General features: G+C 59.1%; 17 protein-coding genes. 7 read left to right on the plus strand and 10 right to left on the minus strand.

From position 1 onward, the window contains the following. Position 1: 1 nt before the first annotated feature. The 6 genes from lepA to rpoE form a co-directional block, all read right to left on the minus strand. A complete protein-coding gene (lepA, locus tag CUR33_RS10440; RefSeq protein ID WP_090252015.1) occupies positions 2-1801 on the minus strand; it encodes a translation elongation factor 4 in 1800 nt (599 codons plus the stop codon). A 148-nt stretch (positions 1802-1949) separates the two neighbouring features. Next, positions 1950-3332 (minus strand): DegQ family serine endoprotease, encoded by a 1383-nt coding sequence (locus CUR33_RS10445; protein ID WP_448703159.1) that lies wholly within the window; start codon positions 3330-3332, stop codon positions 1950-1952. 82 nt (positions 3333-3414) lie between these two features. Beyond that, entirely contained in the window at positions 3415-3870 is a 456-nt protein-coding gene (locus CUR33_RS10450) for a SoxR reducing system RseC family protein (protein WP_289239567.1), read from the minus strand. Continuing rightward, complete coding sequence (locus CUR33_RS10455; RefSeq protein ID WP_289239568.1) at positions 3867-4814, minus strand: MucB/RseB C-terminal domain-containing protein; 948 nt, start codon at positions 4812-4814, stop codon at positions 3867-3869. The genes CUR33_RS10450 and CUR33_RS10455 overlap by 4 nt, the downstream gene beginning before the upstream one ends. 22 nt (positions 4815-4836) lie before the next feature. Beyond that, complete coding sequence (locus CUR33_RS10460; protein ID WP_289239569.1) at positions 4837-5430, minus strand: sigma-E factor negative regulatory protein; 594 nt, start codon at positions 5428-5430, stop codon at positions 4837-4839. A 31-nt stretch (positions 5431-5461) separates the two neighbouring features. Beyond that, entirely contained in the window at positions 5462-6043 is a 582-nt protein-coding gene (gene rpoE / locus CUR33_RS10465) for an RNA polymerase sigma factor RpoE (protein ID WP_090252003.1), read from the minus strand. 369 nt (positions 6044-6412) lie between these two features. Between rpoE and nadB the strand changes: the two genes are divergently transcribed. After that, on the plus strand, positions 6413-8029 hold the full coding sequence (gene nadB / locus CUR33_RS10470) for an L-aspartate oxidase (protein WP_090252000.1): 1617 nt from the start codon (positions 6413-6415) through the stop codon (positions 8027-8029). Here nadB and CUR33_RS10475 read toward each other — a convergent pair. Together CUR33_RS10475 and CUR33_RS10480 are read right to left on the minus strand one after the other, a co-directional pair. Then, on the minus strand, positions 7998-8450 hold the full coding sequence (locus CUR33_RS10475; protein ID WP_289239570.1) for a protein YgfX: 453 nt from the start codon (positions 8448-8450) through the stop codon (positions 7998-8000). The genes nadB and CUR33_RS10475 overlap by 32 nt on opposite strands. Then, positions 8434-8688 (minus strand): FAD assembly factor SdhE, encoded by a 255-nt coding sequence (locus CUR33_RS10480; RefSeq protein ID WP_090251995.1) that lies wholly within the window; start codon positions 8686-8688, stop codon positions 8434-8436. Before CUR33_RS10480 ends, CUR33_RS10475 begins: the two co-directional genes overlap by 17 nt. 248 nt (positions 8689-8936) lie before the next feature. Between CUR33_RS10480 and ygfZ the strand changes: the two genes are divergently transcribed. The 3 genes from ygfZ to CUR33_RS10495 all read left to right on the plus strand — a co-directional run bounded on the left by ygfZ (position 8937) and on the right by CUR33_RS10495 (position 11596). Continuing rightward, positions 8937-9878 (plus strand): CAF17-like 4Fe-4S cluster assembly/insertion protein YgfZ, encoded by a 942-nt coding sequence (gene ygfZ, locus CUR33_RS10485; protein WP_289239571.1) that lies wholly within the window; start codon positions 8937-8939, stop codon positions 9876-9878. Positions 9879-9927: 49 nt separating this feature from the next. Continuing rightward, a complete protein-coding gene (locus CUR33_RS10490; protein WP_289239572.1) occupies positions 9928-10764 on the plus strand; it encodes an HDOD domain-containing protein in 837 nt (278 codons plus the stop codon). Between the two features lie 70 nt (positions 10765-10834). Further along, positions 10835-11596, plus strand: a complete 762-nt coding sequence (locus tag CUR33_RS10495; protein ID WP_289239573.1) for a substrate-binding periplasmic protein — start codon at positions 10835-10837, stop codon at positions 11594-11596. A gap of 1 nt (position 11597) precedes the next feature. Here CUR33_RS10495 and CUR33_RS10500 read toward each other — a convergent pair whose 3' ends face one another. Both CUR33_RS10500 and CUR33_RS10505 read right to left on the minus strand, forming a co-directional pair. Then, entirely contained in the window at positions 11598-13013 is a 1416-nt protein-coding gene (locus tag CUR33_RS10500) for a sensor histidine kinase (protein WP_289239574.1), read from the minus strand. Then, on the minus strand, positions 13006-13677 hold the full coding sequence (locus tag CUR33_RS10505) for a response regulator (RefSeq protein ID WP_289239575.1): 672 nt from the start codon (positions 13675-13677) through the stop codon (positions 13006-13008). The genes CUR33_RS10500 and CUR33_RS10505 overlap by 8 nt, the downstream gene beginning before the upstream one ends. A 206-nt stretch (positions 13678-13883) precedes the next feature. Between CUR33_RS10505 and CUR33_RS10510 the strand changes: the two genes are divergently transcribed. From CUR33_RS10510 to CUR33_RS10520, 3 genes are all read left to right on the plus strand, one after another. Further along, complete coding sequence (locus CUR33_RS10510; protein WP_289239576.1) at positions 13884-15155, plus strand: OprD family porin; 1272 nt, start codon at positions 13884-13886, stop codon at positions 15153-15155. Positions 15156-15184: 29 nt separating this feature from the next. Continuing rightward, positions 15185-16162 carry a Bug family tripartite tricarboxylate transporter substrate binding protein gene (locus CUR33_RS10515; protein ID WP_282876405.1) on the plus strand — a complete coding sequence of 326 codons (978 nt, stop codon included), beginning with the start codon at positions 15185-15187 and terminating at the stop codon, positions 16160-16162. Between the two features lie 152 nt (positions 16163-16314). Next, positions 16315-16758 (plus strand): tripartite tricarboxylate transporter TctB family protein, encoded by a 444-nt coding sequence (locus tag CUR33_RS10520; RefSeq protein ID WP_289239577.1) that lies wholly within the window; start codon positions 16315-16317, stop codon positions 16756-16758.

The raw sequence follows: 16758 nt of genomic DNA on the forward strand, positions 1-16758 counted from the left end.
CTTAACTATCCAACCTGAGCACTGCAAGGAAGGCTTCCTGTGGAATTTCCACGTTACCCACTTGCTTCATGCGTTTCTTACCGGCCTTCTGCTTTTCGAGCAGCTTGCGTTTACGGCTGACGTCACCACCGTAGCACTTGGCCAATACGTTTTTACGCAGCGCCTTGACCGTGGTCCGCGCAACGATTTGCCCACCAATTGCAGCCTGAATGGCAACATCGAACATCTGCCGGGGGATCAGCTCTTTCATCTTCTCGGTCAACGCACGCCCCTTATAGTGTGCGTTGTCCTTGTGCACGATCAGGGCCAGCGCATCCACCTTGTCACCGTTGATCAACACATCCAGCTTGACCAAGTTGGCCGACTGGTAGCGATCGAAATGGTAGTCGAGCGAGGCATAACCGCGACTGGTGGATTTGAGACGGTCAAAGAAGTCGAGCACCACTTCGTTCATCGGCAGGTCATAGCGAACCTGAACCTGAGAACCAAGGAATTGCATATCGCGCTGAACACCGCGTTTTTCGATACACAGGGTAATCACATTACCCAGGTGCTCCTGCGGCACAAGAATGGTGGCTTGTACGATCGGCTCACGGAAGTCCTCGACCGAGGAGATATCCGGCAATTTAGACGGGTTATCGACGTAGATCGTCTCGCCCGTTTTGAGCACTACTTCGAAAATCACACTCGGTGCAGTGGTGATCAGATCCAAGTCGTATTCGCGTTCAAGACGCTCCTGGATGATTTCCATGTGCAGCATGCCAAGGAAGCCACAACGGAAGCCGAAGCCCAGTGCATCCGAGCTTTCAGGCGAATATTGCAGTGACGAATCGTTCAGGGTCAGCTTCTGCAACGCATCCCGGAAATCTTCGAAATCGTCGGAACTGACCGGGAACAACCCGGCATAGACCTGTGGCTGAATACGTTTGAAACCAGGCAGTACTTCGACATTCGGCGTGGCAGCCAGGGTTAGGGTATCCCCCACCGGCGCGCCGTGAATATCCTTGATACTGGCGATAATAAAGCCCACTTCACCGGCTTTCAGGTCTGCAGTGGCGGTGTGCTTAGGGTTAAACACGCCAACGCTATCGACCAAGTGGATCTTGCCGGTGGACTTCACCAGCACTTTGTCACCTTTCTTGATTCGACCATGGCGAACGCGTACCAGGGAAACAACACCGAGGTAGTTATCGAACCAGGAGTCGATGATCAGCGCTTGCAATGGCGCCTCAATGTCGCCGGTCGGTGCAGGGATCGTGTGCACCAGACGCTCGAGTACTTCATCAACACCCAAACCTGTTTTGGCACTGCAGGTCACGGCGTCAGTGGCATCAATGCCGATGATCTTCTCGATTTCTTCCTTGACCCGGTCCGGGTCAGCCTGAGGCAAGTCGATCTTATTCAGTACCGGCATGACCTCAAGGCCCTGCTCGATCGCGGTGTAACAGTTGGCGACTGACTGCGCTTCCACGCCCTGACCGGCATCGACCACCAGCAGCGCGCCTTCGCAAGCAGCCAGAGAGCGGCTGACTTCATAGGTGAAGTCGACATGCCCAGGGGTATCGATGAAGTTCAGCTGGTAGGTGATGCCATCTTTAGCCTTGTAATACAGGGTAACGCTGTGTGCCTTGATGGTGATCCCGCGCTCACGCTCCAGATCCATGGAGTCCAGCACCTGGGCTTCCATTTCACGGTCGGCCAAGCCGCCACACATCTGGATAAACCGGTCGGCCAAGGTCGACTTGCCGTGGTCAATATGGGCGATGATGGAGAAATTGCGGATATGACTCAAATCACTCACGGATCAACACTCAAAAAGGTCGCAGGCGACTGCCCGCCGAAAATAGCCGCCAAGTCTACCCGAATGCCACCTTGCACGTCATCAAGGCCACACGACTGTACGATGTAAAAGGGCGACCGAAGTCGCCCTTTGTAACCTGCATACCTGGTTAATCGGCCAGTTTGAAGGTGATAAAGCTGGCGCGTCCCTGACGCAGCACACGCATCGACACCGAACGGTTCTTCGGCAGTGCCTGCGCCACCTCGGTAAACGTCTTGGCCGAATTAATAGCCTGATTGTTCAAGTGAGTAATTACGTCCCCCGGACGCAAGCCAATCAGCGCCGCGGGCCCATCCTGGACCTCAGAAATCGCCACGCCACCTTTGAGGTCCAGGCTCTTCTGCTGCTCAGCAGTCAGCTCAACTACTTTGACACCCAAACGATTACTGCTGCGCTCAACACCAGGCTCAACTTTACCCGCCAAGGCCTCACCGTCTTCAGGCAGCGCACCGATACTCAACTTCAGCTTCTTGCGCGCACCATCGCGCACCACATCCAGCTCGGCACTGGTACCCGGTTTGAGCGCACCGACCAGATGCGGCAGGTCAGCGGACATAATGATCGGCTTACCGTCGAGACTGAGGATCACATCGCCGACCTGTAAGCCGCCTTTGGCAGCAGGCCCTTCCTCCAGCACCTGCGCCACCAGCGCACCAGCCGGTTTATCCAAGCCAAACGACTCAGCCAGATCCTTGTTAACTTCCTGAATCACCACACCCAGCCAGCCGCGACTGACCTTACCCTCAGCCTTGAGCTGTTCTGCCACATCCATCGCCACACTCATGGGAATGGCAAATGACAGCCCCATAAAGCCACCGGAACGGGTGAAAATCTGTGAGTTGATACCCACCACCTCACCAGCCAGGTTGAATAACGGGCCGCCGGAGTTGCCCGGATTGATCGCCACGTCAGTCTGGATAAACGGCACATAGCTCTCGTTTGGCAGGCTACGACCCTTAGCACTGACGATCCCAGCCGTCACCGAGTGATCGAAACCAAAGGGTGAACCAATTGCCAACACCCACTCACCGACCTTTAGCTCCTCCGACTTACCCAGCTTGACGGTGGGCAGACCTTCACCCTCAACCTTGAGCAGTGCAACATCGCTGCGCGGGTCGGTACCAACCAATTTTGCTTCCAGTTCACTGCGATCAGACAGGCGCACGATGATTTCATCGGCATCGGCGATCACATGGTTATTGGTCAGCACGTAGCCATCAGCGGAAATGATAAAGCCCGAGCCCAGCGACTGGGCCTCACGCTGGCGGCCACCGCCAGGCGCACGTGGCATCTGTGGAATATTACGCTCGAAGAACTCGCGAAACATCGGCGGCAGGCCTTCCAGATCAGGCACATTGAGCTGGCCACTGCCAGCCACCGCGCGATCCGGCATCTTCTGCCGGGTGCTGATATTGACTACCGCCGGTGATGCCTGCTCGACCAGCTCGGTGAAATCCGGCAGGCTCGCCTGAGCAAAAAGTGCTTGCCCCATCAACAGCACGGCCAATAACGCGGTAAAAGAAGATTTCAGACCAGGCTTCGACATATAACTCCCCATCAGGCCAGCAAAAGTCTTAGAACGCAGCGGCGGCACCACCAAGCAATGCACGCAACACCACAGGTTGCAACGCAGGATCACCAGCCGTAACACGGCTGCGCCAACGCACCGCACAACAAGCAAAGAGAAAACCGAACAGCGCACTGAGTATTACCCAAGGCTCGCTCCAGCCCGCCTGCTCAGCTAGCACAGCCGTGGCAAACAACCCGAGCAAAGGCAACAGATAAACCAGCAGTGAACCACGCACCAACAGGTCTTCGCGCACGCCGATAACCACCGCATCGCCAATATTCAGCTGCAGATCAGACACCGCACGCACATAACCACGACGACCGCTTGCCCCAAGCTGCTCAAGCAAGCCCTGGCCACAACCTGCTTTAACGGAACAACTGGAGCAGGTGCTTTTGCGTACTGTTTCAACCCAGACAGCGCCGGGCTCAACAGCCACGACCCGCCCCTGCTCCTCAATCACTGCGCCACCTCGCCGACCGAACGCATGGACAAGGCCACTCGCTCAGCGGTGCCCAGCGGAATTTCGCCAACCACGGTAACCATTACGTCACCATCATTGGTCTTCAATCGACGCGAAACAGCCACTGTAGGGCCCAGCTGAGTACGTACATCCTCAACAGCTTCACCGCGCAAGGGTTCCATAAACACGGAAAAACGCGCTAAACCATCGCCATACACCTGACAGGCAACGAGCTCATCGGATGCAGGACTGCGACGCTGAGTGACAGAACTCAAGCTGAAGCCCGGCGGCAGCCAGTCAGAGCGCCACGCTTCAGCCGACTGAGCCTGAGAAGGAGCCAAACGCACAGGGCGACACCCAGCACTGGGTTCAAGATTCGCGGGTACGGGGGCGTCCGTTTCTAGTTGAGTAAACTGGAGGCGCTCGAGCAACTGCCCCTTGTCATTCACCAGCAAGGATTTGAGCGGCAAACCCGTTTGCTGATCCAGGTGCAGCTCAATGCCATAGCGATGCTGATCACGCGGTACTAGGGCCAGCACATCAGTCGCTCGTCCAGCCACACGGGACTCACCGAGCACACGCAACTCATACCACGTACTCAGCTGCTCGGCATTTAACGCCCGAGCGGGCCATAGTTGACTGTCGATCAGCTGGTCAGCCAACGCACCACTGGCGCATTGAACCTGGCCCTCGACACGCACTACCTCTTGCGCGGAACCATCCAGCTGCAGCAGTCGCTCACGCAGAGCAACGCCCTCACCAGCCTGATGCCAGATGCTGTGCGTCGAAAAGCTGCCATTGCGTTCATAGACAAAGGTGCCCTGAAAACTCAGAGTACGCTCAGCGTCGGCCAAGCGCTGCAGCATTACAGAGCCTTCATCGGCAGCAGCCGGCAAAGCCAGCCAGCTGCCCAGCAACAAAACGCCAAAAGGAATAAAGCGCATGCGATTCCTTAACAACAGACCGTTAACGGCCTTCCAAACTGGCTGCGCGAGCATAGGGCAGCGCACCTTCACTGGTACTCATGGCAGCCTGCTGCGCATGCTGACGTAGGTAGGACGGCAAACGCTGCTCATGCCAACCCGGCTGACCTTGACCGACGGCGCTCGCCGCAGGTGCAGCTTGTTCATCAGAGGCATTAAACCCAGCCAGCATGGCCGGCCCACTGACCTGAGGAATGCTCAACACCGGCTGACTGGATTGCTGCGCCAACTGAGCACCGGTGATGTCGTCCTGGTTGTAAAAACGCACACCCGCCAGCACTGCTACGGTAACCGAAGCTGCAACGGCCAGGCGACCTACAGTGCGCCAAGAGCCGCGCTGTACTTGTTGCGCAACCGGAGCAACATCATCAGCCAGGGCCGCGGATACAGCAGCGGCAATATCCAGACGCGGCTCAAGCAGCTCTTTGTGCATGACCGCGCGAGCAAGCTGGTAACGCGACCAGGTTGCGCGCAGCTCAGGGTTATCACTGGCTGCCAGAACGCGCCTTAGTTCAAGTTCATCCGCTTGGTTATCCATCACCGCGGACAGCGATTCCTGCAGGGTTTCACGACTCATGGCGGTTCCTCTCTTGGCTGACGCCGCTGTCTCAGGTTTCCTGCAGCAACGGCTGCAGGGATCGATCAATGGCTTCACGTGCTCGAAAAATTCGCGAGCGCACGGTGCCGACAGGACACTGCATGACGCTGGCAATGTCCTCGTAACTCAGACCATCAAATTCACGCAAGGTTAGCGCTGTACGTAAATCTTCCGGCAACTGCTCAATACTGCGGTGTACGGTGGCTTCGATCTCATCGCGCAACAGTGCGCGCTCCGGCGATTCGATGTCCTTGAGTGCATGGTCACCATCGTAGAACTCGGCATCCTCAGCACTTACATCACTGTCTGGCGGGCGTCGACCACGCGACACCAGATGGTTCTTAGCCGTGTTGATGGCAATACGGTACAACCACGTATAGAACGCACTGTCGCCCCGAAAATTACCAAGGGCCCGGTATGCCTTTACGAAGGCTTCCTGCGCCACGTCCTGCGCCTCATGGGTGTCATGCACAAAACGCACGATCAACCCGAGAATCTTGTGCTGATACTTGAGCACTAATAGATCAAACGCCCGCTTGTCGCCACGCTGCACGCGCTCGACCAGCTGCTGATCATCTTCCTGGGTTAGCATGAATACTCCTCATAGGGTCTGAAGGAGTGAAACGCCAACCCTTTACTCGGTCTGCCAAAGTAGACTTGGGTATTGCGCAAAAGTTCTCTCCTTCAAACAAGCTTCCTGCAGAACACTTAAAAGCCCTGCACGGAACAGCGCAGCAAAGGGGTTCCACTGCTGCGCTCGTAGTCTGGATCACCCGACGGCAAGGCCAAAACCTCAGCCCCATTAAAAAGCCGTCCGATACAAGCGGTTTCCCATGTAAATAACCGCCTATGGAACCCGAAATACTTAAAAAGTTCCCGAGTAACGCACTTGGTCATAAGCTGGCTATTGTGACGCTCACCCCCTCTATATACTAGAGCTCGCTTTTCGCGGAATTCGGACATGAGCCAACATTACCAACACGACGTTCTGGTCATCGGTAGCGGTGCTGCAGGCCTGACGCTGGCACTCACGCTGCCTGAGCACCTGCGCATTGCCGTACTGAGCAAGGGCAACCTGTCCAACGGCTCGACCTACTGGGCGCAAGGCGGCGTAGCCGCGGTACTGGATGATACCGATACCGTCGAATCGCATGTCGAAGACACCCTCAATGCCGGAGGCGGCCTGTGCCGCGAAGACGCCGTGCGCTTTACCGTAGAGCACAGCCGCGAAGCCATTCAATGGCTGATCGACCAAGGCGTGCCCTTTACTCGCGACGATGAACACGCCCGCGAAGACGGCGGTTTCGAATTCCACTTGACCCGCGAAGGCGGCCACAGCCACCGACGCATAATCCATGCTGCCGACGCCACCGGCGCGGCGATCTTCAATACATTGCTGGAGCAGACCCGCCAGCGCAGCAACATCGAACTGCTGGAGCAGCGTGTCGCCGTTGACCTGATCACCGAGCGCAAACTCGGCCTGGAAGGCCAGCGCTGCCTGGGCGCTTACGTGCTAAACCGCGCCAGCGGCGAGGTCGACACCTTCAGCGCACGCTTTGTGATTCTCGCCACGGGCGGTGCGGCCAAGGTTTATCTCTACACCAGCAACCCGGATGGCGCCTGTGGCGATGGCATCGCCATGGCCTGGCGCGCCGGCTGTCGGGTCGGCAACCTGGAATTCAATCAGTTCCATCCGACCTGCCTGTATCACCCAAAAGCCAAGAGCTTTCTGGTCACCGAAGCGCTGCGTGGTGAAGGCGCACTGCTCAAACTACCTAACGGCGAACGTTTTATGCCGCGCTTCGATGAGCGGGCCGAACTGGCGCCGCGGGATATCGTCGCCCGCGCAATCGACCACGAAATGAAGCGCCTGGGGATCGACTGCGTATTCCTCGACATCAGCCACAAGCCGGCTGACTTTGTGAAATCGCACTTCCCTACCGTGTATGAGCGCTGCCTGGACTTCGGCATCGACATCACCAAAGAGCCGATCCCCGTTGTACCGGCGGCGCACTACACCTGCGGCGGCGTACTCGTAGACCAGAGCGGCTGCACCGATATCCCCGGCTTGTACGCGATTGGCGAAACCAGCTTCACCGGCCTGCATGGGGCCAACCGCATGGCCAGCAATTCGCTGCTGGAATGCTTCGTCTACGCCCGCTCAGCGGCCGAGAACATTCTCGCCCAACTGGAGCACGTCAGCATGCCAAGCGCCCTTCCCGGTTGGGATGCTAGCCAGGTAACTGACTCGGACGAAGACGTGATCATTGCGCACAACTGGGATGAGCTGCGGCGTTTTATGTGGGACTACGTCGGCATCGTGCGCACCAACAAGCGCCTGCAACGGGCCGAACACCGCGTACGGCTGCTGCTTGATGAAATCCACGAGTTCTACAGCAACTACAAAGTCAGCCGTGACCTCATCGAACTGCGTAACTTGGCGCAAGTTGCCGAACTGATGATCCGCTCAGCCATGTTGCGCCATGAAAGCCGTGGTCTGCACTACACCCTGGACTACCCGCATCAACTGACTGAAGCCAAGGACACTATTCTGCTACCGCCCACCTATGGCGACTGAATTTAAGCCGCACCCTTAAGCGGCGGTGCTGATCCCGCGCCAGACTGTCGCGGGCGATGCAGACCGAGCGCACCTGGCGCTGTCCGACCAGACGAAAGCGCAATAACACAATCAACGGTAACGCCAGGCTATCCGGATGCAGCTCAATAGCCTGCCACCCCCGCGCAACGCAGTGCACCTGCCAACCCTCAGCCGTGTAACGCAGTCCTCGAAAGGCCTGCGGCACACTCAACAGTAAATGCCGTGGCACTACCCAGACAGCATGGGCAAAACAAAAGCTAACGCCGAGCAAGCGCCCCCAACTTGGCATATTCACCAGCGCCAGACTGAGCAGCGCCAACCCCTGAATCAGGGCATAGCAGGCCAGTAGCTGCCGAGAAGGCTGCCACTGACACTCGAAGGCATCACTTGGGCTGAACACGGTCCAAAATCATCCGAACCATGAGCTTGAGATCCGCATCTTCAGGCTCACTGCGCTGCATAAACCAGCCAAACATATCCTGGTCTTCACACTCGAGCAGCTTGCGATAACGCTCGCGATCAGCCTCATCAAGGTGCGGATAGACCTCGCGAACAAACGGCACCAGCAACACATCCAGCTCCAGCATGCCGCGACGGCTGTGCCAGAAAAGACGATTGAGCTCTACTTCTTCAACCACGGATCAGCTCCTTGAAAATGGCTAAACACCATTTTTAGCGTCGCACAGCGACGACCCCGAAGGGTGGCCGCCATACATGACATGCAACAAATTACGGCACTCAGTATACGAGTAAATGCACATCTATTGACCGTACGCGGCCAACCGGCTGTTATTCCCTGAAACGAGTCAAGCGCAAGCGCTGACAAGGCGCGAGGGGCGCTCTATGATGAGCCCCCTAACTTTTATCCAGCGATACCTAATCCACCATGGCCGATACCGCGTTTTATTGCATCCTCAGCCACGAAGGCGTCCTCGCCGTGCGCGGCCCCGACGCCAACAAGTTCCTCCAGGGCCAAGTCACCTGCAACCTCAACTACCTGAGCGACAGCTATTCCAGCCTGGGCGCGCGCTGCACCCCCAAGGGCCGTATGCAATCGAGCTTTCGCATCCTCAGCGTGAGTGACGGTTATTTGCTGGCAATGGCCAGTGATTTGCTGGATGCGCAACTGACTGACCTGAAGAAATACGCCGTTTTCAGCAAATCCAAGCTCACCGACGAAAGCCAGGACTGGCTGCGCATCGGCCTTAACGGTGCCGATGACATCTTGCGCAGCCTCGGTTTAGAGCTCGCAGCGACCGCCGACAGCGTCGCTCGTCGCGATGATTTACTGGCCCTGCGCTTGAGCGACGGCCGCGCTGAACTGTGGATACCCGCTGGCCAGGCCTCGGCCGTGCAGGCACAAGTGGCCAGCCAACTGCCGGAAGCGCCACTGAATGATTGGCTGCTGGCGCAAGTACGTGCGGGCATCGGCCAGGTCGTGGGCAGCACCCGCGAGCTGTTTATCCCACAGATGATCAACCTGCAGGCCGTGGGCGGCGTCAGCTTCAAAAAAGGCTGCTACACCGGCCAGGAAATCGTCGCGCGCATGCAGTACCTGGGCAAACTCAAGCGCCGTTTGTATCGCCTGGCGCTGCATGACAGCCAGGTGCCCGAGCCCGCTACACTGCTGTTCTCGCCGACGCACACCTCCAGCGTGGGTGAAGTGGTACTGGCCGCACGCACCCCAGACGGCGTCGAGCTGCTTGCCGTGTTACAGGACGAAGCCGCACTGAATGGCGTTATTCACCTGGATTCTGCTGAGGGCCGCATGCTGAGCGTGCTCGATTTGCCGTATACACTGGATTCAGACCGCGAAATACAGCGCTAAGCCCTGACTACACTTATCACTATTGCTTGAACGCCAAAGAGAATTGCCCATGAGCAAGCTTGCCGAGAAAGTCCAAAAGGAACTGACCCAGGCCATCGACAATGATGAGCTGGTCCTGCCGACTCTGCCGGAGGTCGCACTGAAAGTCCGCGAGGCAGCCGAGGATCCGGATATCAGCATCCCGCAACTGAGCAAAGTGATTGGCAACGATGCCGCCCTGACCGCGCGCATCATCAAGGTGGTGAACAGCCCGTTGCTGCGCACCAACAAGGAAATCACCGACCTACAAATGGCCGTTGGCCGCCTCGGCATCAATTACACCTGCAACCTGGCCACGGGCCTGGCCATGGAGCAGATGTTCCAGGCCACCAGCGACGTGGTTGACCGCAAAATGCGCGAAGTGTGGAACAAAAGCACGGAAATCGCCGGTATCTGCCACGTGCTGTGCAAACACTACACGCGCCTACTGCCCGACCAGGCCACCCTCGCCGGTCTGGTGCATCAGATCGGTGTGCTGCCGATCCTCACGTACGCCGAAGATCACAGCGAGCTGCTGGCTGACTCGATCAGCCTCAACCACGTGATTGAGCAGATCCACCCAATCATCGGCGACAAGATCCTGCGCACCTGGGACTTTCCTGAACTGATAGCCATGGTACCCGGCCAATACTTGGACTTCACCCGTGACAGTGCCAAAGTCGACTATGTCGATATCGTTCAGGTCGCTACCTTGCAGAGTTACATTGGCAGCGAACACCCCTACACCAAACTGGACTGGAGCCAGATCCCGGCGTTCGCCAAGCTGGGCCTTGATCCAAACCAGAACCTGAACGAAGACGAAGACCTTTCCGCCGCCATGGAAGCGGCCATGAGCATGCTTCAGTAACCTCCCCCCCAAACGCATGCAACCGAATGCAACTAGACTGAACGCAGTCCCCGTTTTTGGCATTCGGTTCATGCGCCTACTGCTGCTACACCTTCTATTCAGCTTGTTCTGCGGCAGCCTCACTGCCGCAGAATCTGTGCGCCTGACCAACGGTGAATGGCCTCCTTATCTGGGAGAACAACTGCCGCATAAGGGCGTCGCATCACGCATCGTCGCCGAAGCCTTTGCCCTGCAGGGAGTTGAGGTGACCTGGGAGTTCCACCCCTGGGCACGCTCGCTGCAACTGGCCGAGCGCGGCAAACGCGATGGAAGCGCGGTCTGGCTGCACAGCAGTGAGCGTGAAGAAAAGTTCTTTATCAGCGACCCAGTGGTGGAAAGCGGTTACTACCTGTTCCACCGCAAGGGCTACAGCTTTGACTGGCAACAGATTGGCGACCTGCAAGGTCGACGCCTGGTCGGCACCCGCGGCTATGACTATGGCGCAGCCTTTCAGCAGGCCGAAGCCAGCGGACAATTGCGGGTCAATCGAGTGACCAGTGATGAAACCGCCTTTCGCCAACTGATTGCCGGCCGCGTCGATCTGTTTCCAATGGACAAGGTGGTCGGCTTCGACATGCTGCATCAGCACTTCAGCGCAGCCGAGCGCGCGCAACTGAGCTTTCACCCCAAGCCCCTACGCAGCGACAGCCTGCACCTGCTGCTCTCGCGGGAAGTACCCGGCAATGCCGAGCTGATCGCCCGCTTCAACCAAGGCCTGACGCAACTGCGCGAAAGCGGCAAGGTTACCCAGTACCTGCTGGAAATCCAGCAGCCACTCAGCCTCGCGCCCTGAGTCAGACGTCTACGCCGGCAAACTCGACGCGCACCAACAGACCGTGTGGCTGCGCCTGGTGCAGGCTGATCTCAGCCTGATGCGCCCGGCAGATTTCACCGACAATCGCCAAACCCAAGCCTGCCCCAGAGCCTTTGTTGTTGCGCCGATAGAAGCGCGCAAACACCCGCTCATGCTCTTCTGGCGGAATTCCCGGGCCGTCGTCTTCGACCTCCAGCACCCCAGTCGGCAATACCCTCAGAATCACATTGCCGCCGGCAGCGGTGTGCGCCAAGGCGTTATCCAGCAGGTTGCACAGCAGCTCGTTGAGCAGCGTCGGCTCGCCACTGACCCATACCGCCTGCTCAGCCTCCAGTGCCAGCGCAATCCCCCGTGCATGGGCCAGTGGTGCCAGCGCCATGCCCAGTTCACGCGCCAGTTGGCTGAGATCTAGACGCTGCGCGCCGCCTTCAGCAATGGCCCGTGCACCGCTTTCGATACGTGCCAGCGAAAGCAGCTGATTGGCCAGATGGGTCAGTTTGTCGGTATTCAGCGCGGCCTCTTCCAGCGTGCTGCGCCAGATCGAGGGCTCCTGCGCGCGCAGCCCTAACTCAACCCGCGCCTTGAGCGCGGCCAAGGGCGTGCGCAGCTCATGGGAGGCATCGGCAATAAATTGTGACTGGCGCTCGAACAGATTGCGCAGCCGGTCATTGAACTGGTTCAGCGCATCGATCAATGGGCGCAGTTCACGTGGCATGCCGAGATTCGACAGCGGCTGCAGATCATCACTGGTGCGCGCCGCCACACTGCGGCGCAAGGCTTCCAGTGGCCGCAGCGCAGCGCTTACCGCCAGCCACACCAACAGCAACGCACTCAGCGACAGCACGCCCATGCGCAGCAAGGTGCCGAGCAACAGCTCGCGGGCCATGCGCTCACGCGCGCCCTGGGTTTCCGCCACACGGATTTCCGCCACGCCGTTAAGACCCGGCTCACTGACCGGCTGCAGCAGGCTGACCACCCGCACACCCTGCTCACGAAACTCGGCATCGTAGAAACGCGCCAACGCCGGATAATCCTCTGTGCGCTTGATATGGGCCGGCGGCGGCGGCAGGTCTTCATAACCCGACACCAGCGCGCCCTGCACATCCAACACCTGGTAGTAGATGCGCCCTGCACTGTCATAGGCAAAGGTGTCTAGTGCCACATACGGCACGTTGGCATTCAAGCGCTCGGCGGTGGTGTACAAGCCGTCGGCAACCGCCCGCGCCGAAGCCAGCAAGGTGCGGTCGTAGGCAGTATCGGCGGCATGCCGAGCGCTCCAGTAAGCGCTTAGACTGCTGACCAGCAGAATCAACGCCAGCAACACCGCCAAGCGGCGGATCAGCCGTCCGCGCAGGCTGCCCGGTTCGTGGTTTTCAAGCGGGTGATGCTCAGTCACCAACAGCCTCCAACAAATAGCCCAGGCCACGGAAGGTGACGATGCGCACCCCGCTCCCTTCGAGCTTTTTGCGCAGGCGATGGACGTAAATTTCAATGGCGTCACTGCTGGCCTCTTCATCCAGACCAAACACCTGAGCGGCCAACTGCTCCTTGCTCATCACCCGCCCAGGCCGGGCAATCATCGCCTCCAGCACCGCCTGTTCGCGGGAGGTCAGGGTCAGCAGAGCATCGGCAAGGGTAAAGCGCCGGGTATCCAGGTCATACAGCAGGTTGCCGCAGCGTTGCTGGCGCTCGCCACCGAGCACAGTACGGCGCAGCAGTGCCTTGACCCGTGCTTCCAGCTCACTCACTTCAAAGGGTTTGGCCAGGTAATCATCGGCACCGAGATTAAGACCATGCACGCGGTCCTTCACCTCACCACGGGCGGTGAGCATCAGCACTGGCAGGGTATTGCCACGCTCACGCAAACGCGCCAGCACCTGAAAACCGTCCAGGCGCGGTAGGCCGATATCGAGAATCGCCAGGGCGTAATCCTCGCTGCTCAGGGCCAGATCAGCCGCCACGCCGTCATGCAGCACATCTACATTAAGCCCGATGCCACGCAGGGCCTGGGCCACGCTTTCAGCCAGGGGCAGATGGTCCTCGACCAGTAGGACTCGCACGGTAGTAGCACTCCACGAACTTGTTGTTATGCGCCCAGTGTAACGGCGCAGAGGCCGCTGCGAATGCCCCCACGACTTTCTTTCAAACTGAAAGCTTGGTGAAAGCTTGACCCCCTAGCATCGGTTTCAGGTGGCTCGATCCACCGACCTGAACGACTGACGCAGTGGTGCGCAGCCGTGACAAAAACAATAATGGAGACCACAGGATGCCGACTGCATCTCATCAGGCGCTTGCGCCTGCTCACCTGCTCAGCCTAGCAATCGCTACCGCCATGCTTGCCCCCGCTGCACACGCCGACTTTGTGGCTGACAGCAAAGCCAGCCTGACCACCACCAATATCTACCTCAACCGTGATTTCCGCGAAGGCACCAGCAGCCAGCAGAACAAGCGTGAAGAGTGGGGCCAAGGTTTCTGGCTCGACGTACAGTCCGGCTACACCGAAGGCACCGTGGGCTTTGGCCTTGATGCCCTGGGTGTGGTTGGGGTCAAACTGGATTCCGGCGGCGGCCGCACCGGCACCGACCTGCTCCCCGTACAAGACGATGGCGGCACCCCGGACCAATTCGGTCGCCTGGGCCTGACAGCCAAGGTCAAGGTCTCCAATACCGAGCTGCGCTACGGCTCGCACGTGCCAGAGCTGCCGGTGGTCAAGGCCAGCGACAGCCGCCTGCTGCCGCAGGTGTTCGAAGGCGGCCTGCTGACCTCCAGCGAACTTGACGGCCTGACCTTTACCGGCGGGCGCCTGGATAAAGTCATCGACCGCGCCTCGACCAACTCCGAAGAGCTGATCCTCAATAGCAAGAACCGCCGCTTTGCTGCCGGCATCACGGCGGATCATCTGGACCTGATGGGCCTCGATTATGAGTTCGCCAAGGGCCTGAGCGGGCGTTATTACTTCGCCGACCTCGATGATATCTACCGCCAGCACTTCTTCGGTCTGCTCGCCAGCCAACCGCTGGGCAGCGGCACCCTCAGTGCTGATGTACGGATGATGCTGAGCAAGGACAGCGGCGCATCCAATGCCGGCAAGATCGACAACCGCGCCTTCAACGCCATGCTCACCTACGGCATCAACGGCCACAAACTGGGCCTGGGATTTCAGGACATGAGCGGCGACACCGGTTACGCCTACATCGATGGCAGCGACCCGTTCCTGGTCAACTTCGTGCAGATCAACGACTTCGCCAACGCCGACGAGCGCTCCTGGCAGGCCCGTTACGACTACGACTTCGGCAAGCTCGGCGTCCCCGGCCTGAGCTTTATGACCCGCTACATCAAAGGCAGCGACGCGCAAATCGCCGGCACTGATGACACCGGCGGCGAGTGGGAACGCAACATCGAGGTCAAGTACGTGGTGCAGAGCGGGCCGCTGAAAGATGTCTACGTGCGCCTGCGTAACGCCAGCTTCAAATCCGACTTCGCCCGCGATGCGGACGAGAACCGCGTCATCGTCGGCTACACGCTGCCGATCTGGTAATCCACAATAAGAGAACAGAGGAATACCCCATGAAAACTGCCTTTACCCGCATCGCCCTGGCCACCGCTTGCATGGCCTTCGCCGGCCAACTGCTGGCTGCCGAACCCAAGCGCCCAGAATGCATCGCCCCGGCCAAGCCCGGCGGCGGCTTCGACCTGACCTGCAAACTGGCGCAAAGCGGCCTGAAAGACGCCGGCCTGCTGAAAGCACCGATGCGCGTCACTTACATGCCCGGCGGTGTCGGCGCGGTGGCTTACAACGCGGTGATCGCCCAGCGTGCTGATGATCCAGGCACCATCACCGCGTTCTCCAGCGGATCCTTGCTCAACCTGGCGCAAGGCAAGTTCGGCCGTTACGACGAAACCGGCGTGCGCTGGTTGGCTGCGGTAGGCACCGACTACGGCGCGATCACCGTACGTGCCGACTCGCCGTACCAGAGCCTGGACGATCTGGTCAAAGCCTTGAAGAAAGACCCGACCAGCATCGTCTTCGGCGCTGGCGCCACCATCGGCGGCCAGGACTGGATGCAGACCGCGCTGATCGCCCGTCTGGCCGGTATCGACCCAAAAAACCTGCGCTACGTAGCCTTTGAGGGCGGCGGCGAAACTCTCACCGCTATGCTCGGCGGCCATGTGCAGGTCACCTCCAGCGGTCTGGGCGAAGTTACCCCGCAACTGGCGGCGAAGAAAGTACGCATCCTCGCCGTGCTCTCCGAAGAACGTCTGCCAGGCAAACTGGCCGATATCCCCACCGCCAAGGAACAGGGCTACGACATCGTCTGGCCGGTGATCCGCGGCTTCTACATGGGCCCAGAGGTCACGGACGAGCAGTACAACTGGTGGAAACAGCAGTTCGACACCCTGCTGGCCCGTGAAGACTTCGCCACCCTACGTGAACAGCGCGATCTGCTGCCGTTGTCGGTGACTGGCGACGAACTGAAAGCCTTGGTCTTCAAGCAAGTTGAGGAATACAAGGCGCTGGCTGGCGAGTTCGGCCTGATGCAGTAAGCGGCCGCGCCGCAATTCGTAGGATGGGTCGGGCCACGTAGGTTAGTCGCGCAGCGGCGTAACCCACGGTGTAACACCCCATGGGCATCACAGCGTGATGCCCATCCTACGGCCCTTCCGCCCCTTTAGTTTTATCGACTAGGTAATCCGCCATGTACGTTCGCCTGTTCGCCGCGAGCTGGCTGCTGTTTTGCGCCGTTCTCGCCGTCATCGCCTGGGGCTTCCAGGCACCCTTCGCCTATGACCCGGTCGGGCCGCGCGCCTATCCATTGTTGCTGCTCAGCCTGATGGCTGCTGGCAGCCTGTGGTTGATATTCAAACCGGGCCTACTGGAGCAGACGCTGAATACCCGCGCGGCCTTGCGTGCAGTGCTGTGCGTCTTGGCGCTGCTGGCCTATGCGGTGCTGTTTGAAGTGCTCGGCTTTGTCATCAGCACCGCGCTGGCCACCTTCGCCCTTGGCCTGCTGTTTACCGGTCGCCCGCTGCCCTGCGCCATCAGCGCCGTGCTGATGGGCGTGCTGCTGTATGGCCTGTTTGATTATCTGTTGGATGTGCCGCTGCCCCTCGGCCTGTTCGAAGCCTTCGTGGAGAGCTGA

The organism is Pseudomonas sp. FEMGT703P (genome assembly GCF_002786345.1).
GTDB classification, from domain to species: Bacteria; Pseudomonadota; Gammaproteobacteria; order Pseudomonadales; family Pseudomonadaceae; genus Aquipseudomonas; species Aquipseudomonas peli.